Source organism: Streptomyces sp. NPDC090088 (assembly GCF_044747345.1).
Classification (GTDB): domain Bacteria; phylum Actinomycetota; class Actinomycetes; order Streptomycetales; family Streptomycetaceae; genus Streptomyces.
In genome coordinates this window covers 271,420-294,137 of record NZ_JBIVDZ010000013.1, presented here as the reverse complement: position 1 = coordinate 294,137, position 22,718 = coordinate 271,420, and the positions used below count along the sequence as shown (strand labels likewise).

At 72.4% G+C, this 22,718-nt stretch carries 17 protein-coding genes; 11 read left to right on the top strand and 6 right to left on the bottom strand.

Translation table 11 applies throughout. The features are described from left to right. Positions 1-52 precede the first annotated feature (52 nt). The 4 genes from ACIPSJ_RS47695 (at position 53) to ACIPSJ_RS47680 (ending at position 4,827) form a co-directional block, all read left to right on the top strand. The gene (locus tag ACIPSJ_RS47695; protein ID WP_355723738.1) at positions 53-295 is read left to right on the top strand and encodes a DUF397 domain-containing protein; all 243 of its coding nucleotides are present in this window, start codon (positions 53-55) and stop codon (positions 293-295) included. 168 nt (positions 296-463) lie between these two features. Then, entirely contained in the window at positions 464-1,399 is a 936-nt protein-coding gene (locus ACIPSJ_RS47690; protein WP_401355906.1) for a universal stress protein, read from the top strand. 131 nt (positions 1,400-1,530) lie between these two features. After that, positions 1,531-4,194 (top strand): ATP-binding protein, encoded by a 2,664-nt coding sequence (locus tag ACIPSJ_RS47685; RefSeq protein WP_401355904.1) that lies wholly within the window; start codon positions 1,531-1,533, stop codon positions 4,192-4,194. Positions 4,195-4,329: 135 nt separating this feature from the next. Further along, positions 4,330-4,827, top strand: coding sequence for a hypothetical protein (locus ACIPSJ_RS47680; protein ID WP_355729563.1), 498 nt, complete (start codon positions 4,330-4,332; stop codon positions 4,825-4,827). 6 nt (positions 4,828-4,833) lie between these two features. Here the strand turns inward: ACIPSJ_RS47680 and ACIPSJ_RS47675 are convergent, their stop codons facing one another. Together ACIPSJ_RS47675 and ACIPSJ_RS47670 are read right to left on the bottom strand one after the other, a co-directional pair. Beyond that, positions 4,834-6,771, bottom strand: a complete 1,938-nt coding sequence (locus ACIPSJ_RS47675) for an N-acetylmuramoyl-L-alanine amidase (protein ID WP_401356047.1) — start codon at positions 6,769-6,771, stop codon at positions 4,834-4,836. Positions 6,772-7,073: 302 nt separating this feature from the next. Next, the gene (locus ACIPSJ_RS47670; protein WP_401355901.1) at positions 7,074-8,213 is read right to left on the bottom strand and encodes an aminoglycoside phosphotransferase family protein; all 1,140 of its coding nucleotides are present in this window, start codon (positions 8,211-8,213) and stop codon (positions 7,074-7,076) included. 272 nt (positions 8,214-8,485) lie between these two features. On the opposite strand from ACIPSJ_RS47670, the gene ACIPSJ_RS47665 reads away from it, so the two are divergent. After that, positions 8,486-9,982, top strand: a complete 1,497-nt coding sequence (locus ACIPSJ_RS47665) for a hypothetical protein (RefSeq protein WP_359213415.1) — start codon at positions 8,486-8,488, stop codon at positions 9,980-9,982. Between the two features lie 30 nt (positions 9,983-10,012). Here ACIPSJ_RS47665 and ACIPSJ_RS47660 read toward each other — a convergent pair whose 3' ends face one another. Continuing rightward, complete coding sequence (locus ACIPSJ_RS47660; protein ID WP_401355899.1) at positions 10,013-11,452, bottom strand: PP2C family protein-serine/threonine phosphatase; 1,440 nt, start codon at positions 11,450-11,452, stop codon at positions 10,013-10,015. A 348-nt stretch (positions 11,453-11,800) separates the two neighbouring features. On the opposite strand from ACIPSJ_RS47660, the gene ACIPSJ_RS47655 reads away from it, so the two are divergent. Together ACIPSJ_RS47655 and ACIPSJ_RS47650 are read left to right on the top strand one after the other, a co-directional pair. Further along, complete coding sequence (locus ACIPSJ_RS47655) at positions 11,801-12,214, top strand: SsgA family sporulation/cell division regulator (RefSeq protein ID WP_359213410.1); 414 nt, start codon at positions 11,801-11,803, stop codon at positions 12,212-12,214. A 140-nt stretch (positions 12,215-12,354) separates the two neighbouring features. Continuing rightward, positions 12,355-14,382 carry a phosphocholine-specific phospholipase C gene (locus ACIPSJ_RS47650; RefSeq protein ID WP_401355897.1) on the top strand — a complete coding sequence of 676 codons (2,028 nt, stop codon included), beginning with the start codon at positions 12,355-12,357 and terminating at the stop codon, positions 14,380-14,382. Here the strand turns inward: ACIPSJ_RS47650 and ACIPSJ_RS47645 are convergent. Then, positions 14,372-15,400, bottom strand: a complete 1,029-nt coding sequence (locus tag ACIPSJ_RS47645; RefSeq protein ID WP_401355895.1) for a Gfo/Idh/MocA family protein — start codon at positions 15,398-15,400, stop codon at positions 14,372-14,374. The genes ACIPSJ_RS47650 and ACIPSJ_RS47645 overlap by 11 nt on opposite strands. Before the next feature lie 68 nt (positions 15,401-15,468). After that, on the bottom strand, positions 15,469-16,563 hold the full coding sequence (locus ACIPSJ_RS47640; RefSeq protein WP_359213402.1) for a chemotaxis protein: 1,095 nt from the start codon (positions 16,561-16,563) through the stop codon (positions 15,469-15,471). Between the two features lie 55 nt (positions 16,564-16,618). On the opposite strand from ACIPSJ_RS47640, the gene ACIPSJ_RS47635 reads away from it, so the two are divergent. From ACIPSJ_RS47635 to asnB, 3 genes are all read left to right on the top strand, one after another. After that, entirely contained in the window at positions 16,619-16,999 is a 381-nt protein-coding gene (locus ACIPSJ_RS47635) for a hypothetical protein (RefSeq protein ID WP_359213399.1), read from the top strand. An 89-nt stretch (positions 17,000-17,088) separates the two neighbouring features. Beyond that, positions 17,089-17,868, top strand: coding sequence for an alpha/beta fold hydrolase (locus tag ACIPSJ_RS47630; protein ID WP_401355891.1), 780 nt, complete (start codon positions 17,089-17,091; stop codon positions 17,866-17,868). A 323-nt stretch (positions 17,869-18,191) separates the two neighbouring features. After that, on the top strand, positions 18,192-20,030 hold the full coding sequence (gene asnB, locus ACIPSJ_RS47625; RefSeq protein ID WP_401355889.1) for an asparagine synthase (glutamine-hydrolyzing): 1,839 nt from the start codon (positions 18,192-18,194) through the stop codon (positions 20,028-20,030). Positions 20,031-20,036: 6 nt separating this feature from the next. On the opposite strand, the gene ACIPSJ_RS47620 is transcribed toward asnB, so the two are convergent. Continuing rightward, the gene (locus tag ACIPSJ_RS47620) at positions 20,037-21,662 is read right to left on the bottom strand and encodes an alpha/beta hydrolase (RefSeq protein ID WP_401355887.1); all 1,626 of its coding nucleotides are present in this window, start codon (positions 21,660-21,662) and stop codon (positions 20,037-20,039) included. 281 nt (positions 21,663-21,943) lie between these two features. Between ACIPSJ_RS47620 and ACIPSJ_RS47615 the strand changes: the two genes are divergently transcribed. Next, positions 21,944-22,645: a chaplin gene (locus ACIPSJ_RS47615; protein WP_359213388.1), complete on the top strand. Its 702-nt coding sequence runs from the start codon at positions 21,944-21,946 to the stop codon at positions 22,643-22,645. Positions 22,646-22,718 lie beyond the last annotated feature (73 nt).

The following is a 22,718-nucleotide window of genomic DNA, read 5'->3' as shown; positions in this document are numbered from 1 at the left end:
GGAACCGAAAGCTAGGCTGGCCGCGGACGACGAATTCGGGAGGAGCACGGACGTGGCCGAGAGCACCATCCAGCAGCAGCCGGTACGGGGCTGGGACAAGCCGGAGCTGGACCTCAGCGGGGCCGAGTGGCAGTCCAGCAGCCGTGGCCTGGGGGATGTCCAGATCGCCTTTGTCGAGGGATTCATCGCGATGCGCAACAGCGGCAGCCCGCAGAGCCCTTCCCTGATCTTCACCCCCGCCGAGTGGGGAGCCTTCGTGTCGGGGGCCCGGGAGGGCGAGTTCGACCTGACCTGACGGACCGCGCGCCCGCGTGCTTCCCCCCGGTCCCGTGGCCCAGCGCCGAACCGGGGGGTGTTCCGCAAGGATTTCCGGACACGTGACCAGCAGCGCCCTTCCGGGGCCGCCGCCTGCGACAGGCTGGCCCCGGACAAAGGGAAGGTCGTATTCCGGAGGTGAGGAACGATGAGCACAGCGCCGGTCATCGCCGCGGTGGACGGTTCGGACGACAGTCTGCGCGCCCTGGACTGGGCCGTGGACGCGGCCCGGCGGCGGGGCACGTCGCTGCGGGTGGTGCATGTGCGGCAGTACGCCGCCTGGGGGCAGCCGGACGTCCTGGTCGCCGGGGAGCCGGACGGTGCCGGCGACCCGGTGCTCGACGAGGTCCGCGACCGGCTGCGCGCCGGTACCGGGGAACCGGTCGCCGAGTACGTCGCCCTGGAGGGCGCCCCCACGGCTCTGCTGCCGCAACTCGGCGCCGACGCCCAACTGCTGGTGCTCGGCTCCCGGGGCCGCGGCGGCTTCGCCAGCCTGCTGCTCGGCTCCAACGGCCTGGCCGCCGCCCGCGACGCCGGATGCCCGGTGGTCGTCGTACCCCGGCCGGGGCGCGGTGGGGGTACCTCCCACGCCTTTCGGGCAGTGGGGGAGCACGAGGAGCTGCCCGCGGCGCCCGGGCCACGGGTGGTCGTCGGCGTGGACGTGGACAGTCCCGACGACGCCACTCTCGCGTTCGCCTTCGCGGAGGCCGCGGGGTGCGACGCCCTGCTCCAGGTGATCGCCGCCTACCCCTGGCCGGTGCAGAGCTGGGCCGCGGCCGGGGGAATCGTCCCGCCGGCCGTCGACCAGGACGAGGTCGAACACGAGACCCGCACCCTCGCCGAGGGATTCCTCGCCCCGCACCTCAAGAACCACCCGGACGTGCGAACCCAGATCCTCGCACCGCCCGGCGACGCCGCCGGCCTGCTGGTCTCCGCCTCCGAGGACGCCGGCCTGGTCGTCGTCGGCCGCCACCGCCGGCGCCCCCTCGCCCCCGCCCGCATGATGGGCTCCGTCACCCAGGCCGTGCTGCTGCACGCGGCCGCACCCGTCGCGGTGGTGCCGCCGACGCCGGCCGAGGAGTGATGTCAAGGCCCCCGCGTCAGTTACCGCCAGTAGGGAGCGGATCACTCTCGTCAGGCGTACGCTGAGCTGCCTGCAAGCCACGGTGCGCGCCCGCTCCCCGCGCACGCGTACCACCGTGGCGGGGGGTGGTCATGGGACAGCGGGTCCTGCGGAACCGACGCACGCTCTACGAGCGCGAGAGCGAACTCGTCGCCGTCGACGAGGCGTTGGCCGAACTCACCGGGCTGGGCACGGACGGCGCGGACCCGGCCGACCGGCAGCGCGGCGCCCTGCTCGCCTTCGCCGGCCGCGCCGGAATCGGCAAGACCACCCTGCTCGCCGAGGTCCGCCGCCGCGCCGCCGCCCAGGGCTGCACCGTGCTCTCCGCACGCGGCGGCGACCAGGAACAGCGCGTCGCCTTCCACGTCGCCCGCCAGCTCCTGCAACCCCGCCTCGCCGGCGCACCCGAGGCCGAACTCCGCGCCTCACTGGGCAGTTGGTACGACATCGTCGGCCCCGCCCTCGGCCTGTGCGCCCCCACCGAGGGCGCCCCGCCCGACCAGCAGGGCCTGCGCGACGGCCTCGACTGGGTCCTCACCCACCTCGCCGTGCGCCGCGCCCCGATGGTCCTCGTCCTCGACGACGCGCACTGGGCCGACCCCGAATCCCTGGGCTGGCTCGCCGCGTTCGCACCCCGCGCCGAGCAACTCCCGCTGCTCGTCGTCGTCGCGTACCGGCCCGACGAACTCCCCGAACACGCCGACGCGTTCCGCGGCCTGCCCGGCCGTGCGGGAGGCCGCCCGCACGACCTCGAACCGCTCAGCGCCGACGCCGTCGCCGGACTGGTCCGCGAGAGCCTCGGCGACCATGCCGACGACGCCTTCTGCCACGAGTCCTGGGCCGTCACCTCCGGCAACCCCTTCGAGATCGTCGAACTCACCGCCAAGGTCCACGACCGGGGCCTGGATCCCACCGAGGCGGGCGCACCCCTGCTGCGCGACCTCGCCGCCGCCGTGAAGGGCAGCGGACTGATCGCCCGGCTCGAACGCCTCGGCCCCTCCGCCGTCCGGTTCGCCTGGGCCTGCGCCGTCCTCGGCACCGAGATCCATCCCGCGCTCGCCGCCGCCGTCGCCGGCCTCGGCCACGAGGAGGCCGCCGACGCCGCCGACGCCCTGCGCGGCGCCCGTATCCTCACCGGCGCCGAGACCCTGGAGTTCGTCCACCCGCTGATCGCCACCGCCGTCTACCGGGCCATCCCGCCCGCCACCCGCGTCGCCCTGCACGGCCAGGCCGCCTGGTGCGTGACCGACGACGGCCAGGGCGCCACCGCCGCCGCCCGCCACCTCCTCGAAACCCACCCCGAGGGCGACGCCTGGGTCGTGCGGCAGCTGCGCGCCGCCGCCGGGGAGAACCTCCGGGCCGGCGCCCCGGACGCGGCCCGCCGCTATCTCGCCCGCGCCCTGCGCGAACCCCCGCCGGCCAAGCTGCGCGCCGCCGTCCTGCACGAACTCGGCAGCGCCTCCCTGCTCACCGAACCCGCCACCACCGTCAACCACCTCCGCGCGGCCCTCCAGGAGCCCATCGCCGAGCCCGCCCTGCGCCACCACATCGTCTACCGGCTCTCCCAGGTCCTCGCCCACAGCGACCGGCTCGCCGAGGCCTCCGAGACCCTCGCCCGGGAGATCCGGGTGACCGGCGACGCCCGGGTCCGCCTTCGCATGCTCTCCGAGCAGTTCATGTGGGACGCCTTCCGCGCCGACGAACCCGACCATCCCTCCCGCTCCCGCCGACTGGCCCGGCTCGCCGACCGGCTCCAGGGCCGCGACCTCACCGAGCGGTACATCATCGGCCTGCGCACCTGGGACGCGGTCCAGCGCGGCGAACCCGCCGACATCGCCCTCCACCACGCCGAACGCGCCCTCGCCGGCGGCCTCGGCTGGGCCGAGGCCGACCGTGGCTTCGAGGTGCCCGTCCTGGTCTCCCTCGCGTTCATGTACGCCGACCGGCCCGACCGCACCGAGGAGCTGTTCGCCGCCGGCACCGCCGACTTCGAACGCCAGGGCTGGCGCGGCGCCCACCTCTCCTTCGCGTACACCCTCCTCGGCTACGTCCGCTACCGGCGCGGCCGGCTCGCCGAGGCGGAGGAGCTGGTCCGCTCCGGCCTGCGCCTCGCCGAACGCGTCGGACCCGGCACCCCCGCCCACTGGTACGCCCTCGGCACCCTCATCCAGACCCTCATCGCCCGCGGCCGCACCGAGGAGGCCACCCGGGTCGCCGAGGACCACTCCTTCCGGGAGCCCTTCCCGGCGGCCGTGGTCTTCCCCGACGCCCAGACGGTCTACGGCGAACTGCTCCTCGCCCGCGGCCTCACCGAGGCCGCCGCCGCCGAGCTCTCCGCGGCCGGCCGCCGCCTCGAACCACGCGGCATCCGCAACCCCGCCTGGTGTCCCTGGCAACTCCACCTGGCCCGCGCGGAAGCCTGCGACACGCCCGACCGAGCCCTGACGACAGCCCTGGAAGCGGTCGCCCGGGCCCGCCAGTTCGGCGCCCCCTCAGCCATCGGCCAGGCCCTGCGCACGGCGGCCGACGTCTCGACCGGCGAGGCACGCCTCCGCTACCTGGAGGAGTCGGTGACCCGCCTCGACGGTTCCCCGGCCGCCTACGAACTGGCGTGCTCCCTCGTCGCCCTGGGCACGGAACTCCACGACGCCGACCACCTCCGCAGGGGCCTCAAGACCGCCGAACAGTGCGGAGCGGACGGCCTGGCCGCCCAGGCGAGGACCGAGCTTGCGACGATGGAAAGGGCACCTTCGTAGCGGGCGCGAGCGCCGACGCCCCAAGGGGCGCGGGGAACTGCGCGACCAGGCCCGACGGCGCCGCACCAGCCCACTCACCGCAACCATCCCCAGCCCCTCGGCCCCCCGCCCGCGCAGCCCCGTACCATGGACCGCATGTCGTTCCTCCGCCGCCGCAGCGCCACCCCCGCCGGCCCCGACTTCGACGTACTGGCCATGGACCCGGGCGACTGGCCCGGCAACCTCGGTGCCGGGCTGCTGCCCGCCCCCGACGGCACCTGCCAGGGCGTCTTCCTGCGCTACGACCTCTTCGGCGGCCGCGGCCCCGCGATGATCATCGGCAACCTCCCCGAGGGCTCCCCGGCCCGCGAGGTCGCCGACGACGAGATCCCCTTCGAGGTGGGCCAGCTCCTCCTCGCGCTGGAGAACGACGAGGACGTCACCGTCGTGGGCACCGAGGACATGCCGGTCCTGCAGGGCGACAACCTGCTGATCGTGCGCCGGCTCAAGCTCTCCGAGAGCCGGATCTCCTGCGTCCAGTTCGACCGCAGCGACGGCGTCCTGGTGACCATCGCCGCCTGGGACCGCCCCATCACCGATGACCTGTACGCCCTGCTGAAGCCACTCCCCGCGGAGCTTTTCCAGCAGGGCTGACAGCGGCTACCGCCCGCCCCACCTGCGGGACGACGTCACGTCGACGTCGGCCGCGCGGACGAAGGCGACCCGGTGGCCGTACTGGATCTCGTAGTACAGGTCCTTGCCGACCACGACCTTGTGCGAGTCGGTGGTGAAGGTGACCGCGTAGTAGTACTCGCCCGGCAGCTCGTCACCGACCACGTACTCCTGGCCCGCCGGGATCGTGTACGAGAGCGGGGAGATCGACTGGGCCGGTACCCCCGAGGGGTATGCGGACGCCTCGGGATAGGCGCGGCCGTACACCGGGATGCTGGTCCGGCCCGCCTTCGGCGTGACCACCCGCCCGGCCGCGGTCACCGCCGTCGGCTGGGCGGCCGGGTTCTTGAACCAGGCCTTCTGCCCGAGGAACCAGATCGCCGTCCAGTCGCCCCAGGTGTCCGCCACCGCGTACTGCTGTCCGGTGGCGACCCGGGAGGACAGGTCGTTGACGTCGGTCGTCGGCGTCGTACCGAGACCGATGTCCTTGATCAGGGCCGAGTTCTCGTCGTGGTCGGAGTACAGCCGTACCGCGCTGGAACCGTGCGCGGCGCAGGGCTGCCCCTTGGTGACGCAGCCGGTGTACGACGGCTGGTTCGCGGCGTAGTCCGGCAGGATCGTCACCAGACCGCCCTTCTTGCCGGCGGTCCGCTTGAAGGGGTGCTCCAGCAGCTCGAAGTAGTGCCGCCAGTCCCAGAACGGGCCCGGGTCGGTGTGCATCCCGGGGATCGACGAGGTGACCGGGCCGGGCACGGTGTCGTGGCCGAGGATGTGCTGCCGGTCCAGCGGAATGCCGTACTTCTCGGACAGGTACTTCACCAGCCGCGCCGAGGAGCGGTACATCGCCTCCGTGTACCAGGCGTCCGGCGCGGCGAGGAAGCCCTCGTGCTCGATGCCGATCGACTTGGCGTTGATGTACCAGTTGCCGGCGTGCCAGGCCACGTCCTTCGCCTTGACGTGCTGGGCGATCAGACCGTCGGTCGAGCGGATCGTGTAGTTCCAGGACACATAGGTCGGGTCCTGGACCAGCTTGATCGTCGTGTCCCAGGAGCCCTCGGTGTCATGGATGACGATGAACTTGATGCTCTGCGACACCGGCCGGTCGCTGAGATCGTGGTTGCCGTAGTCGTTGTCCCCGAACTGGGAGTACGGCGCCGGGATCGACTCGCACGACACCGTTGTCGGGCACTCCGTGTCGCGCGCCGCCACCGTGCGCAACCCCGTCCGCCTCAGCTGCGCGGTGTCGGCCTTCAGCCGCGGCTGGGCGGCGAGCGCGACGAGCTGTCCCTCGTCCGTGGTGCGCTCCTCGCCCGTGTGGAGGACGTCGAACACGTCGTTCGCGTAGGCCGCCGCGGTCGCCTTGTCGTCGGCGCCGGAGAACCGGGCGATCGCGCCGTACCAGCCGGCCGGATCGGAGCCGAGGGGCGCGCCGAGGCTCCGCTGCGCGGCCGCGAGCAGGGCGGCACCGCCGGCCACGTTCGCCGCCGGGTCGGTGCGCAGCTCCGCGGCCGGGATGCCGGTCAGCTCGGCGGCCTTGGCGAGGGTCTTGAGGCGGGCCGGGAGCGCGGAGTTCGCCGGCACCTTCACCTTGGGGTGCAGGGCGGGGCGGGCGCTGTCGCCGCGGGGGTCCTCGGTGCCGTCGGCGAAGTGCTCGGTGTCCGTGGCCAGCGCGGTGTGCGCGTCGGTGAGGTGCATCGGGCCGTAGCCGCCGGTCACGCTCGGCGCGCCGCCGTGGGTGTCCCAGCGGGACTGGAGATAGGAGACGGCCAGCAGCACGCTCTGCGGCACGTGGTACTCGGCGGACGCGGACGCGAACGCCCGCTGCAGCAGTCCGGTGGACGATGCGGTGGTGCTCGGGGGCGGAGCCACACCCAGCAGCGGCAGCAGCAGCGCGGCGGAGCCGACGGCCCCGGCCGTCCTGCGCATACGTCTGCGGCGGTGGGCGGGCGCTGGCTCGGTGACGGGTCCTCGCAAAGCAGCCTCCTGGGGCGTTCGAGCGCGGCGGGGCGTGCGGGGCTGAGCGTGGCTCAGTGGTACCGGCTTGCCGACGGTCCGTCAATCATGCCCAGAGGGAGGTGATTTCCCATGTCATACGATGATCGTGGGAGTTTCGCGATGGCGGCTTCGGGCCTGCACGGCGTCAGTGGCGTACACCTGTGCGGGACCCCGGACGCGAGAAATCCGCGGTGCGCAGCTGCCCTGAGCGCACCGCGGATTTCTCCTCCCCGTCAGCGAGTGCCGACCGCCGCGCGCACGGCCCGGCGGGCCAGCTGGCAGTCGTCGTGCAGCCGCCGGAGCAGCAGCCGCTGTTCCTCGCCGGTCGGCGCGGCGCCCGGGTGGGCCGTACCCGGTGCCGCCGGGGTCGCGTCGTGCATCGAACGCTGCACGGCGGTCTCGTAGGTCCTGATCTCCCGGGTGAGGACCAGCATCAGATTCACCAGGAAGGCGTCACGGGAGGCGGGCCCCGCCGACTGGGCGATCTGGCTGATCTGACGGCGGGCCACCGGGGCGTCGCCGAGGACCGACCAGAGCGTCGCCAGGTCGTACCCCGGCAGATACCAGCCCGCGTGCTCCCAGTCCACCAGCACTGGACCGGCCGGGGACAGCAGGATGTTCGAGAGCAGGGCGTCGCCGTGGCAGAACTGGCCCATCCCCTGACGGCCCGCCGCGATCGCGATGCCGTGCAGCAGCTTCTGCAGGTCCCCCATGTCCCGGTCGGTGAGCAGACCCAGCTCGTGGTACCGGGAGATACGGGCCGCGTAGTCCACCGGGGCGTCGAACGTCCCGGCTGGGGGGCGCCACGCGTTCAGCCGGCAGATCGCACCCAGTGCGGCCCGGATGTCCGCCCGGGGCGGAGCCTCCGCCGGGTGGCGCTGGATCGCCGCCACCCGGCCGGGCATCCGCTCGATCACCAGCGTGCAGTTGTCCGGGTCCGCCGCGATCAGTCTCGGCACCCGGATCGGCGGCCGGTGCCGGACGAACGAGCGGTAAGCGGCTATTTCGTGCCGGATCCGCTCCGCCCACGCGGGGGAGTGGTCCAGCAGACACTTCGCTACGGCCGTGCTGCGCCCCGTCGTCCCGACGAGGATCACGGACCGCCCGGAGCGGCGCAGCACCTGCACCGGAGCGAACTCCGGGCAGATCCGGTGCACCGCCGTGATCGCGGTGCGCAGCTGCGCGCCCTGGGGGCCGGACAAGTCGAGTCTCCCGCTGAGGGGCTGGGTGCCCAGACCCGGGGCGCGCCGCTGCCGGCCCACGACCGGTGCGGCGGCCCCGGTGCGCGCGGGGTCGAGATAGGGGCCGCTGCCCGCCGGTCGGGGGCGCAGCGGCCGGAGCGGGGCGGACACGGAGGACGATGCTGCGTACATGGGCGATACAGATCCCTTCGTGTACCTGCGGTGCCTGCCTGAGAAGTCCTGTGAGAAATCCTCGACGCCCACCCGGCCCGGTCACCCGGATCCACCCTGGGGAGAGTCTCCGAATCTCGCTGGCGGCGACCGGGTCGGGGTGGCGCACTTCTACCTGACACCGGATGCCCAGTGGCACACCATCTGGCGCACCCTGGCGAACCGTGGCGAATAGTCGCCCGGCAATCGTCACGGGGCTACTGTCAACTCAGCCGAGAACCTGGGGGCTTGACGTGAGCGGACAACCCAACACCCGTCTCTCGGACCTGTTCGGCCTGGCCGGCTGGTCCAAGGGCGAACTCGCGAGGCTGGTCAACCGGCAGGCGGCGGCCATGGGCCACCCCCAGCTGTCGACCGACACCTCCCGGGTGCGGCGTTGGATCGACACGGGAGAGATCCCGCGCGATCCGGTGCCGCGGGTGCTGGCGGCCCTGTTCACCGAGCGTCTCGGCCGTGTCGTGACCATCGAGGACCTCGGTCTGGTACGGCACGGGCGTACGGGAAAACGGCCGGACGACGGGAACGTGGAACATCCCGACGGCATGCCGTGGGCGCCCGAACGAACCGCCGCGGTCCTCACCGAATTCACGGGAATGGACCTCATGCTCAACCGACGCGGCTTGGTGGGTGCGGGTGCCGCGCTCACCGCGGGATCCGTACTCAGCAGCGCCATGTACGACTGGCTGCACACCGACCCCACACTCAGGGCCGACGCCCCCGTCCTCGACGACCCTCTGCACGCCGACCCCGCTGGGTTCGACCGCTACGAGGCCGCCCCCATCGGGTCCGAGGAGATCGAGGAACTGGAGCGTTCCGTCGAGGTGTTCCGCGCCTGGGACGCGGCCCGCGGCGGCGGGCTGCAACGCAAGGCCGTGGTGGGACAGCTCAACGAGGTGGGCGGCATGCTCGCCTACCGTCACCCCGACCATCTCCAGCGGCGCCTGTGGGGCGTCGCCGCCAACCTCGCCGTCCTCGCGGGCTGGATGTCGCACGACGTCGGCCTGGAGCCCACGGCCCAGAAGTACTTCGTCATCGCCGCCCACGCGGCCCGTGAGGGCGGCGACCGGCCGCGCGCCGGGGAGGCGCTCTCCAGAGCGGCTCGCCAGATGGTGCACCTCGGCCGGCCCGACGACGCACTCGACCTGATGAAGCTCGCCAAGTCCGGTTCGGGCGAAGAGGTGCTGCCGCGCACCAGGGCGATGCTCTACACCATCGAGGCCTGGGCACAGGCGTCGATGGGCAAGGGCCAGGCGATGCGCCGCACCCTCGGCCAGGCGGAGGACCTCTTCGTCTCCGACCGGGGCGACGTGCCGCCGCCGAGCTGGATGCAGATGTTCAAGGAAGAGGATCTGTACGGCATGCAGGCCCTGGCCTACCGCACGCTGGCCGAGCACGACCCGAGCGCGGCCGCGCACGCCCAGCACTACGCGGAGAAGGCCCTGTCGCTCAGGGTCGACGGCCGGCAGCGGTCGAAGATCTTCGACTTCCTGTCCATGGCGTCCGCCTGCTTCATCGCGGACGACCCCGAACAGGCGGACCGGTACGCACGGTTGGCCCTGATGTCGATGGGACAGAACTCCTCCCACCGCACCTGGGACCGGCTGCGCCAGATGTACCGGCTGACCGCCGAGTACTCCAGCTACCCGAGGATCCAGGAACTCCGGGAGGAGATCAAGCTCGCCCTGCCCAAGCCCAAGAGCAGGGGGAGCGACAACAGCGCCCCGGCGTAGGGGCCGGCGCGCCGTCCTTCCTGCCCTTGTTTATTCACTCACCTTGGCGATGAGCACGCAGGCCTCGTCCCCGCGCTCGGTCTCGCCGAACTCCTCGACCACTGCCCGGACACAGTCCTGGGCGGTACGCACCGCCGCGAACCGCGGGGCCAGGCCGAGGAGACGGTCCAGGGCGTCCGTTCCGCTGTGCCCGGGTACCAGCCCGTCGGTGTGCAGCAGGAGCAGATCGCCCGGTTCCAGGGTCACTTCGGCCTGTCCGTAACCGGCTCCCGAGGTGGCACCGAGCAGTACGCCGTCCGGCGCGCTCAGCACGCACCCCGTCCCGTCGCGGTACAGCAACGGGGCGGGGTGTCCTGCCTGGGCCCAGGTCAGGGTGCGGGTCGCCGGCCGGTAGCGGCAGCAGACTGCGCTGCCCAGGGCGGGTTGCACGGTGGCGTCGAGTAACTGGTTGAGCAGGGCCATGAGATGCCCCGGCTGGGCGCCGGCCATCGCCATCCCGCGTACGGCGCCGAGCAGCATCGTCATGCCCGAGGTGACGCCGACGCCGTGCCCGGTGAGGTCGCCGACGCTGAGCAGGGTGTCGCCGTCGGACAGCTCCAGCGCGTCGTACCAGTCGCCGCCGAGCGGGGTGTCGGCCCCGGAGGGCAGATACCGGGCGGCGACCTCCAGAGTGCCCGGACCCCGGCGGGGCGGCCGCAGCGCACCGCGCCCCGGTGGCAGCACGGCCTCCTGCAGTTCGACCGCGAGCCGCTGCTCGGTCCGGGCCCGCTGCTGGAGGCTCCGCATCGAGTCCCTGGTCTCGCGCACCGTCCGCTGGCTGCGCCGCAGTTCGCTGACGTCCCGCAGCACGGCCCACATCGAGGCGGTGCTGCCGTCCCCGCCGAGCACGGGCTCGCCCATCATGTGCACGGTCCGCACGTTCCCGTCGGCCCGCAGGACCCGGAACTCGCCGTCGATCGGCTTGGCGTCGACCAGGCAGGAGGTGACCATCGAGGTCAGCCAGGGCCGGTCCTCGTCCAGTACCACGGACGGCAGTTCGTCGAGGGTGAGCGCGGGTGTGGCGGGGTCGCGGCCCAGGATCTGGTACAGCTCGGCGGACCAACTGGCCTCGTCCGTCAGGAGGTTCCACTCGGCGCTGCCGACCCGGCTGAGCAGCGAACCGTGCGGCGGGCCGGCCTGCGCCGGGCGCGGCTCCGGGAGCGCCTCGCATCCGTCCGGCACGGCCGGCAGCCGTGCGGGACCGTCCCGCAGCTGGGCCAAGTGCGCGTCCAGGTCGTTGAGTTGGTGCAGTGCCAGGTCGTACAGTGCCCGCTGCCACCGGTCCTGGGGATCGCAGCCGTCGCTCTGGGTGTCCCGTCGTACGGCGTCCACGTCCCCCTTGAGCCGCCGTGTCTGCGATATCAACGCCTCGACCGAGCCGCGCCCGGGCGGCTGGGCGGCGGGGCGGTCCGCGGAGACATGGGACGGCATGACGCACTCCGATGCGGGGACGGTACGGTCAGTACGGGCGGGGGACCGGTTACGACTGTTGCACAGCCTGCGACGCCCTGTAAGGGATTTGGCAACACACGATACGGTGGTGCTTCTGGCATATGCCAGAGTCTTCACGGGCTGGTCGACCGCTATGAAAGACGTACGCGTCCCGGTGCGGGAAGGCGTAGGCGGACTACGTGACTTGGCCCCCTTACCGGGGCGTTCGTGTCGCGCTCGGGCGACTGTTCGACGCGCGTGTGTTCACAGTGTCGCGGTCTCGGCCACGCGCGGCAACTCTGTCCGGATTTCGCGTCATGCGGAGGGGCCGAACGGAGTCCTACAGGCATGGACATCACTTTCGAGCAGCCCGCCCGTGCCCGGCTGATCACCGCCGAGGACCAGGAGGTCCCGGTGCCCGCCACGCTGCGCTACACGTCCGGTGATCCGCTGGCCGTGTTCGTCGACTTCCCGGCCGAGGTCACCCTCGGCGGCGAGGAGGTCACCTGGACCTTCGCCCGCTCGCTGCTCGACCAGGGTCTCAGCACTCCGGCCGGGCGCGGTGACGTCCACATCTGGCCCTGCGGCCGGGGCCGTACGGCCGTGGAGTTCCACTCGCCGCACGGACTCGCGCTGCTCCAGTTCGACACCCAGGCGCTGTTCCGCTTCCTGCAGCGCACCCACGAGGTGGTGAGCCCGGGGGAGGAGGACGTCGAAGCCGTCGTGGAGCGGGGCCTGAGCGCGCTGTTCGGCGGCGTGTGAGGCCCTGCGGGCCCGCCCGGCCCGCACTTTGACTTCTGTTCACTCCCGCCTCACCGCGCCGGTATGGACCCTGACGGACGCCCCGTGCACCCTTGCGCGCGGTGTGCCGCACGGGCACACCCGTGACGAGGACGGGGCGAATGACACCGATCAGCCGAAGAGGCTTCGTGGGACTGGGCGCTTCCGTGGCGGCGGGCATGGCGGTGGGCGCCGCCGGCCCACGGACCGCGGCCGCGGCCCAGAGCACGGCGACCGGCACGATCTCGGACGTCAAGCACGTGGTGATCCTCATGCAGGAGAACCGCAGCTTCGACCACTACTTCGGGCGCCTCAAGGGCGTCCGCGGCTTCGCGGACCGCAGCGGCATCACCCTGAGCGGCGGCTATCCGGTCTTCAACCAGCCGAACGGCACGGGCCGCCAGTACCCGTGGAAGCTCAGCGCCACCCCCGACGCGGGCGGCAAGGACGGCGAGACCCTCGCCCAGTGCAACGGCGACCTCCCGCACTCCTGGTCCTCGCAGCACTCCGCGTGGAACAAGGGCCGCCTCGACAACTGGGTCGCGGGCGTCGGCAACGTCGGCTCCCTCGGCTACCTGGACCGCTCCGACATCCCCTTCCACTACGCGCTCGCCGACAACTACACCATCTGCGACGCCTACTTCTGCTCCACCCTCAGCGCCACCGGCCCCAACCGCACCTACCTGTGGAGCGGCAAGGTCGACTCGTCAAGCTACGACGGCGGCGACGAGTCCGGCCTGACCTGGCAGAACTACGCCGAGGCGCTGCAGAACGCCGGAGTGACCTGGAAGGTCTACCAGAACGCCCAGGACAACTACGGGGACAACGGCTGCGCCTACTTCAAGAACTTCGCGGGCGCCAAGGCCGGCAACCCCCTCTACGACCGGGGCATGTCCTCCGTCCCCGCGGTGACCGGCTCGACCCCCGACGACATCGCCGCCGCCATCCGGGCCGACGTGGTCGCCGGCACCCTCCCGCAGGTCTCCTGGGTGGTCGCCAACCAGGCCTTCTCCGAGCACCCCTACGCCCCGCCCGGCGACGGCGCCCACTTCGTCAACCTGGTCTACCAGGCCCTCGCCGCCGACGAGGACGTCTTCGACTCCACCGTCCTGTTCCTCAACTACGACGAGAACGACGGCTGCTTCGACCACGTCCCGCCGCCGGTCCCGCCCGCCGGCACGGCCGGTGAGTTCCTGAACGGCGTGCCGTACGGGTTCGGCTTCCGCGTCCCGATGATCGTCATCTCCCCCTGGACGCGCGGCGGCTGGGTCTCCTCGGAGGTCTTCGAGCACACCTCGGTGCTGCGCTTCCTGGAGACCTGGACCGCGGCCCTCGGCAAGCCCGCCAACTGCCCCAACATCAGCGCCTGGCGGCGCGCGGTGAGCGGCGACCTGACCGGTGTCTTCGACTTCGCCCACCCGGTCCACGGCGCCGTCTCCCTGCCCGCGACCGGCGTCATCGGCTACTCCACCTGCGGCCCGCTGCCCAACCCGGTCCCCACGGACAACGCCCTGCCCGCCCAGGAGTCCGGCACCCGTCCGGCCCGTGCGCTGCCCTACCAGCCCAACGGCTACCTGGACCACCTGGAGTTCGGGAGCGCCGGCAAGATCCTCGCCTGGTTCACCATGGCCAACCAGGGCAGCCCGGCGGCCCGGTCCGCCCACTTCTCCATCCACCCGAACGCCTACCGCGACACCACGCCCTGGCAGTACACGGTCGACGCGGGCGGCACGGCCTCGGACTACTTCAACATCGGCACCGGGTACGGCTCCGGCAAGTACGACCTGACCATGACCGGCCCCAACCGCTTCCTGCGCCGCTTCCAGGGCGACGCCACCAAGGCCGGCAAGTCGGCCGAGGTGAGCGTCCGTTACGCCGTGGAGCCCGGCACCGGCAAGCTCGCCGTCTGGTTCAAGATGTCCAACACCGGCTCCGCGTCGGTGAAGTTCACCATCACCTCGAACAACTACCGCACCGACGGCCCCTGGACGTACACGGTCGCCACCGGTGCCTCGACCGAGGACTACTTCAACGCCGTCGCCTACCAGGGCGGTTGGTACGACTTCACCGTGACGGTGGACTCCGACGCGACCTGGTCGCGCCGGTTCACCGGACACCTGGAGACGGGCGCCGCGAGCGTCAGCGGCTGACGTCCCCGGCGTACAGGTCCGGGCGCGGGGCGAGTTCGACGGTCGTACGGCCGCCGGACTCCAGCGCCCGGACCCCGGCCTCGGCCACCACGGAGGAGGCGTAGCCGTCCCAGGCGCTCGCTCCGGTGACCCGGCCCTGCCGGGTGGCGTCCACCCAGGCCTGCACCTCGCGGTCGTAGGCGTCGGCGAACCGCACCAGATAGTCCTGGGCCACCTCCTCGCGGGCGCCGTCGGCCGTGGTGACCAGCATGGTGCGGTCCTCGCCGATCCGGGCGCTGCCCTTCTCGCACACGGCCTCGCACCGCACCTGGTAGCCGAAGCCGCTGTTGACGAAGACCTCGACGTCGACGAGGGCGCCGCCGTCGGTCTCGAAGAGCACCAGCTGCGGGTCGAGCAGCCCCTCGGGCGCGCCCGAGGAGGGCACCGGCCGCAGCACGGTCACCGCGGTCAGCTCCTGGCCGAGCAGCCAGCGGGCCGCGTCGATCTCGTGCGACACCGAGCTGTCGATGAGCATCGCGCTGGTGAAGCCGGGCGGCGAGGAGACGTTGCGGTGCGTGCAGTGCAGCATCAGCGGGCGGCCCAGACCACCGCCGTCCAGCAGGGTCTTCAGACGCCGGTACTCGACGTCGTAGCGGCGCATGAACCCGATCTGCGCCAGCCTGCGTCCCCGCCTGGCTTCGGCCTCCACCACCCGGAGGGCTCCTGTGGAGTCCGGCACCATGGGCTTCTCGCACATGACCGGCAGCCCGCGCTCGAAGGCCGCGAGCAGCGGCTCCTCGTGCGCCGGGCCGGGGGAGGCGATCAGCACGGCCTCCACACCGGGCGCGGCCAGGGCGGCCAGCGGATCCGCGTGGACGGAGACGTCGTCCAGACCGCCCACCGCCTCCTTGGCGCGGTCCAGGTCAGGGTCGGCGACGGCCGCCACCCGCGCACCGCTCACCACCTGGGCGAGCCGTCGTATGTGGTCGGCCCCCATGTGTCCGGCACCCAGTACCGCGACGCCCAGCAGCTCTGCCACGCCCACACTCCCTCTCGGCCGACGATCACCGGCATCGAGCCTAGTCGTCGGCCGGGAGAGGGGGCTCGTCAGTACCGCAGCACGCCGGCGATGCCGCTCTCGTCGCCGAGGGTGCCGTCCGGGACGAAGCGGACCTCGGCGCCGGTCTCCAGACACTGCTCGACGATCTCGTCCACGATGTCGTCGCGGGAGTCGAGGTCGCCGCCGTCCGCCGGGATCAGATGGTCGCCGTCGTCGCGGACCGTGGTGCGGTAGTTCTCCTCGACGGCGAGGAGCCGGACCCGGCCCTCACGGGCGTTCTGCCAGACCTCGTCGACGCCGGCCGCGAACGTCCTGTGGCCGCGCGCGGACTCCAGCTCCCGGGTCACCGACGCGGTGCTGCGGCGCGACTCCGCGGCCAGCAGCGGCCGGATCGCCTGCCACACGGCCTCCGGACCGGCGTGCGAGAGCCCGCCGTGCTGCACCGGGATGCTCTGCCGGGCGACGTTGCCCAGTTCCTCCCACAGGGAGAGGGCGGCCTGTTCGCCGGTGACGTACAGCGGTCGCGGATCCTCGCGCAGCAGCGCGGCCATCGCGGTGTTCGCGTCCCGCAGGAAGTGCTTGGTGTCCTCGTCGCGGAAGGTGCTCGGCATGTCGCCGATCTGCTCCCGGCGCTCGGCGTCGAAGTTCTGCCGGCTGCGGGTCTGCGGGAAACCGCCGGCCCGGCTCTCGGCCACCCGGTCGATGCCGCCGTTCCACAGCGTGACGCGGTCGGCCGAGAGCGACAGCACCCAGAACGGGCGCTCGGCGGCGTGCGCCGAGACCAGGTTGCGGGTCAGGAAGGTGTCCGCGAGCACCACGCGCTCCGGGACACTGCGGGCCAGGGACCACACCTGGTGCTCGCCGGGCGCGGCGAAGATCACCAGACCGTCCTCGGTGTAGGTCAGATCGACCTCGGCCAGCGCCTGGTCGAGCTGCCTGAACACGTCGGAACGCCGCTCCCGGGTGACCGAGGGATCGTTCTCCAGCTGTTTCTTCGCCTCGGCCACGACATTGCGCAGCCGGACGGAATCCTGGGCGTTGTCGGGCTCGCGGCGGTGCGTCGGCGTCAGCACGGAGACGGCGGGGTAGGGACGCGGGCGGCGCAGCTCGGCGAGGGTCGTGGGACTGAGTGCGTGCTCCATATCAGCACCATAGGGCGGATTCGCGATTACGGCATTTGGGGTAAACCTCCCCTGGATGGAGGAGGTGGGTGCGATGGCCCGGCTGACCGTCGACGAGGACGAGGTCGTCGTCCGCCTGAGCGGCCCGGAGAAGCTCCTGGCCCGCCGGAGCCGGATCCGGGTGCCGCTCGCGCAGGTGCGCGGGGCCTCGGTGGAGCCCGACTGGTGGCGGGTGCTGCGCGGTGAGGCGCACCACCACGGCCACTGGCTCCCGGACCGGTTCTGCGTGGGCGCGTGGGAGTACCCCGGCGGGCGGGACTTCGTCGCCGTCCATGAACACGGCCCGGTCGTCCTGGTCGACCTGGCGAGGTCCGCGCCCTTCGCGCGCCTCGCGGTCTCGGCCGGCGACGCGGACGACGCCGAGTCCGCCGTGCGGGCCATCAGGCGCACGCTGTAACCGTGTTGAGGCCGACTTCCCGATGACGCCGGACCAGGGCGCCGGTTACCGTACCCGGCAGTAACCGGATCACGCCCCAGGAGGCCCCCATGCCGCAGCTCGAAGTCGCCGGAGCGACGCTGGCGTACGACGACGAGGGCCCCCGCGACGGCGCCGCCGCGCCCCTGGTGTTCATCCACGGCTGGACCGCGAACCGGCACCGCTGGGACCACCAGCTGGCCCACTTCGCCGCGGACCGCCGGGTGATCCGCCTCGACCTGCGCGGCCACGGCGAGAGCACCGGAGCCGGGGTGAAGACCGTCGCCGAGCTGGCCGAGGACGTCGTCGCCCTCCTCGATCACCTGGAGGTGGACCGGTTCGTCCCCGTCGGCCACTCCATGGGCGGCATGATCTCCCAGACCCTCGCGCTCGCCCACCCCGCGCGGGTCGAGCGGATGGTCCTGGTCAACTCCATCGGCCGGATGACGTACAGCCGCGGCCGGGGACTGCTGATGGCGGCCTCCACCCTGGTGCCGTACAAGCTCTTCGTCGCCACCAACATCCAGCGGGCCTTCGCCCCGGGGTACCCCAAGGAGCGGATCCGTGAGTACGTCCGGTCCTCCGCCGGTACCCCGCGCGAGGTCGTGATGACGCTCTACGGCGCCATGCGGGCCTTCGACGTCCTCGACCGGGCCGGCGAGATCGACGCGCCCACCCTGATGGTGCACGGCTACCACGACATCCAGCTGCCGGTGCGGCAGATGCTGCGGATGGCCAAGGCCTACCCGGACGCGGAGGTCCGGATCATCGACGCGGGCCATGAGCTGCCGGTGGAGCGGCCCGCCGAGCTGACGGCGGCGGTGGAGCGGTTCGTGGGTGGGAAGCCGTAGCGCGAGGCGGCGGCAGCACCAGGTGACCGGCGTCGGGCGAGGAGCCCGGCGCCGGTCCGCTTGGGGAACTTTTTGCGCTTGGCCTGTTCCGGGCGGGCCGGGCCCGCAGTGGGGCGGGTTCGCGGCCCTCGCACGGGCAAAGCACGACCGAAAGCGGGAGCCGGTGCGGCCGTCCGTGTTACGGCCAGGTTGACCGGCCGGGGTACCGGGCGCACGCTCGTTATATAGATGCTGAATACAAGTGGTTCGCTCGGGCAATCGCCTCCGTCGTGGAACCGCAGGTGGCGCGGCATGCCCGGCTGACCGGCAGCAGGAGGTAACGCATGTGTGGCATCACCGGCTGGGTCTCCTTCGACCGTGACCTCACCACCGAGACGCGCGCATTGGATGCAATGACGGAGACGATGGCCTGCCGCGGTCCCGACGACCGGGGCACCTGGAGCGAGGGCCCCGCGGCCCTCGGCCACCGCCGGCTCGCGATCATCGACCTGCCCGGCGGCCGCCAGCCCATGACGGTCCGCACCCCGGACGGCACCGTCGCCATGGTCTACTCCGGCGAGGCCTACAACTTCACCGAACTGCGCCGTGAACTCACGGACCGCGGCCACGAGTTCACCACCGACTCGGACACCGAGGTGGTGCTCCGCGGCTATGTGGAGTGGGGCGACACGGTCGCCGAGCGGCTCAACGGCATGTACGCCTTCGCCGTCTGGGACGGCCGCCACGACAAGCTCGTGATGATCCGCGACCGCATGGGCATCAAGCCCTTCTACCTGTATCCGACCCCCGACGGCGTCCTGTTCGGCTCCGAACCCAAGGCGATCCTGGCCAACCCGCTGGTCCGCCCCCGGGTCGGCCTGGACGGCCTGCGCGAGCTGTTCACCATGGTCAAGACCCCCGGCCACGCCGTGTGGGAGGGCATGCGCGAGGTCGAGCCCGGCACCGTCGTCACCGTCGACCGCCACGGCCTGCGCACCCGGGCCTACTGGCGGCTGGAGACCCGCCCGCACCCCGACGACCGCGACACCACCGTCGCCACCGTCCGCGAACTCCTCGACGACATCGTGCGCCGCCAGCTGGTCGCCGACGTGCCCCGCTGCACCCTGCTCTCCGGCGGCCTCGACTCCTCCGCGATGACCGCGCTCGCCGCCCGGCAACTCGCCGCCCAGGGCGAGAAGGTCCGCAGCTTCGCCGTCGACTTCGTCGGCCAGACCGAGAACTTCGTCGCCGACGAGCTGCGGGGCACCCCGGACACCCCCTTCGTGCACGACGTGGCCCGGCTCGCCCGCACCGACCACCAGGACATCGTCCTCGACGCGGGCAGCCTCGCCGACCCCGCCGTCCGCGAACGCGTGATCCGGGCCCGCGACCTGCCGGCCGGGTTCGGCGACATGGACGCCTCGCTCCTGCTGCTGTTCAAGGCCGTCCGCGACCAGTCCACCGTCGCGCTGTCCGGGGAGTCCGCCGACGAGGTGTTCGGCGGCTACCTGCAGTTCTTCGACGAGGGCGCCCGCACCGCCGACACCTTCCCCTGGCTCTTCCAGTTCGCCCGGCACTTCGGCGACGACTCCGACGTCCTGCGCGCGGACCTCGTCAAGTCCCTCGACCTGGAGACCTACGTCGCCGACTCCTACCACTCCGCCGTCACCGGCATCCAGCGCCTCACCGGCGAGAGCGACTTCGAGTTCCGCATGCGCCGGATGAGCCATCTGCACCTCACCCGCTTCGTGCGCGCCCTGCTGGACCGCAAGGACCGGATGAGCATGGCCGTGGGCCTGGAGGTCCGGGTGCCGTTCTGCGACCACCGGCTCGTCGAGTACGTCTACAACGCGCCCTGGGCCCTGAAGTCCTTCGACGGCCGCGAGAAGACCCTGCTGCGCGAGGCGACCCGGGACGTCCTGCCGCAGTCGGTGTACGACCGGGTCAAGAGTCCCTACCCGTCCACCCAGGACCCGGCCTACGGCAAGGCCCTCCAGGAGCAGGTCAAGGACCTGCTGGCCCGTCCCGGCCACCGGGTCTTCGACCTCGTGGACCACGAGAAGGCGCGGCGGGCCGCGAACCGGCCCGAGCTGACCAACCAGGCCGCCCGGCGCGGACTGGAACGCACCCTCGACCTGGCCCGGTGGATCGACCTCTACGCCCCGGAACTCACCCTCGCCTGAGCCCGCTCAGCCCGCGTCCGACGCGTCGGCGACGGCCCCGCGGCCGTCGCCGTCCGCCGGGCACGAGCTGCCGTCGGGCGGCAGTGTGCCGTACAGCAGATAGTCGTCGACCTTGCCGTGCACGCACCGGGAGGACGTGTACCCGGTGTGCCCGTCACCCCGGTTGTCCAGGACCACGGCCGACGGCCCGAGCCGCTTCGCCGTCTCGACCGCCCAGCTGTACGGCGTCGCCGGGTCGCCGCGGGTGCCGACCAGCAGGATCGGCGCGGAGGGCACGTCCTTCACCTGCTCACGGATGAAGTCCGTGCCGCGCGGCCGGCCGTAGCAGAGCAGCACCTGGGTGAGCCGGAACCGGCCGAACACCGGGGACGCCTGCTCGTACTCCTTCTTCAGCCGGGCGACGTCCCCGGCGAGCCGCGCGGCGCTCGGCCGGTCGGGGTCGTCGGCGCAGTTGATCGCCATCAGGGCCGCCGACAGGTTGTCGCTGGGGATGTCCGCGCTGTCGACCAGCCCGCCGCCCGGTTTCGTCCCGGACGGGACGGCATAGCCGCCGGACGCGAAGTTCTGCACCCCCCGGGTGTCCCCGTCATCGGTGAGCGAGGACAGCGCCCGCGCCAGTTGCGACCACAGGTCCCTGCTGTACAGCCCCTCCCCGAGGGCGTCCACCAGGTCCTGACCGGAGAACGCGCCGCCGAAGTCGGACGGCACCGGGTTCTCGTCCAGCGAGCGGATCAGCCGGACGACCGCGTCCCCGGCCTTGCGCCGGTCCTGCCCGAACGGGCACCCCAGGTCGGTGACGCACCAGTCCAGGAAGTCGTCCAGCGCCGTCTGCTGCCCCCGGGCACCGGCCACCCCCTGCTCGGCCAGCGACTCGGTCAGCGTGTCCACGCCGTCCAGGGCCATCCGGCCCACCTTGTGCGGGAACTGCGCCGCGTACACCGCGCCGAGCTTGGTGCCGTAGGAGAAGCCCAGGTAGTTCAGCTTGTCGTCGCCGAGCGCCTGCCGGATGACGTCCAGGTCCCGGGAGGCGTTCACGGTGCCTATGTGGGACAGCACGGGCCCGGAGTGCTCGGTGCACCGGACCGTCAGCCGCTTCAGCGCCTTCATCAGGGCCTGCGGATGGGCGACGTCCGGGGGCTTGTCCGAGCTGTCGCCGTCCGAGGGCCCGCCCGTCTCGTCGCCGCAGCTCACGGGGGAGGAGCGGCCCACTCCGCGCGGATCGAAGCCGACCACGTCGTAGCCGTTGGTGAGGTCCATGTAGTCCTTGCCGGCGATGCCGAGCTGGCTGACGCCCGAGCCACCCGGGCCGCCGAAGTTCAGCAGCACCGAACCCCGGGACTTTCCGGTCGCCCGGTAGCGGGAGAGCGCCAGATCGAGGGTGCCCGCGGCCGGCCGCGCGTAGTCGAGGGGGACGGTGACCCTGCCGCACTGCATGTCCTTGGGCAGCTCCTGGTCCTTGCACGCCGCCCACCGGACCTTCTGCCCGTAGAACCGGGTCAGGTCGGGCTCCTTGCTCCCCGCCGCCTCGGCCGCCGCGGGCAAGGGGAGCCCCGCGCCGAGCAGCGCCAGCGCGACGGCTCCGGCGCCGGCGCAGCGCCGCAGGGCGGGCCGGGTACGGGGCACGGCAGGCATCGAGAGCCTCCAGGGACGCTCCGTGACGGACCGGAAACAGGGCTTTCGCTCACCATAAGCGGGCTCCCGGGACCACGCCTCCCGGCGAGCGGGGCGGGCCGGGAGGCCGTATTCTCCGCGCGATCACCCGCTTCCAGGCCCCTTGCATATTTTTGCCACTGGTTCGATACCAGTGTCACTCAATGGGGTGAAAGAGGGATAAGCCATAACTCGGATGGTTCGTCTGCGTTTTAACCGTTGCGGGCGAGCGCCCGCAATCATGTCTGGAAGGCAGGGAACCTATGAAACGGGTTACCCGAAACGGTGTGATCGCCGTCGCCGCCGCCTCCGGTGCGATGGCCGTGGCGGTCCCCTCCTGGGCCGACGCGGGCGCGAACGGCACCGCGGCCGGTTCGCCCGGGGTGATCTCCGGCAACGGCATCCAGTTGCCGGTCCACCTCCCGGTCAACGTGTGCGGGAACACCGTGAACGTGGTGGGGCTGCTCAACCCGGCGGCGGGCAACACCTGCGCCAACGAGGGCGGCGGCCATGGCGCGCCCGGCGGCTCGGCCACGTCCGGCGGTGCGTCCGCGCAGGGCACGGAGAAGGACTCGCCCGGGGTGATCTCCGGCAACGGCATCCAGTTGCCGGTCGATCTCCCGGTGAACGTCAGCGGCAACAGCGTCAACGTGGTCGGCGTCCTGAACCCGGCCATCGGCAACACCTCGGTGAACACCTCCGGCGACCACCCGAGCCCGCCGGAGCCCCCCGCCCCGGAGCCGCCGAAGACCCAGCCGCCCGCCCCGGAGCCGCCGACCGCGCCGCCGCCGGTCAAGCACCACCCCGGCCCCAGGACGGACCACCCCGCCGTTCCGCCGGCCCCGGCGGGCACCCTCGCCCACACCGGTACGGACCTGACGGGTGCGGCCGTCGCGGGCAGTGCGGCGCTGCTGCTCGCCGGCACCGCGCTGCACCGGCGGTTCCGCCCCGGCCGGACGAACTGACCGTCCGCCCCGGACAGCGGGGCGGGCCGACGCGCCGCGCATCCGCAGGCCCCACCGGACCCGACCGGTGGGG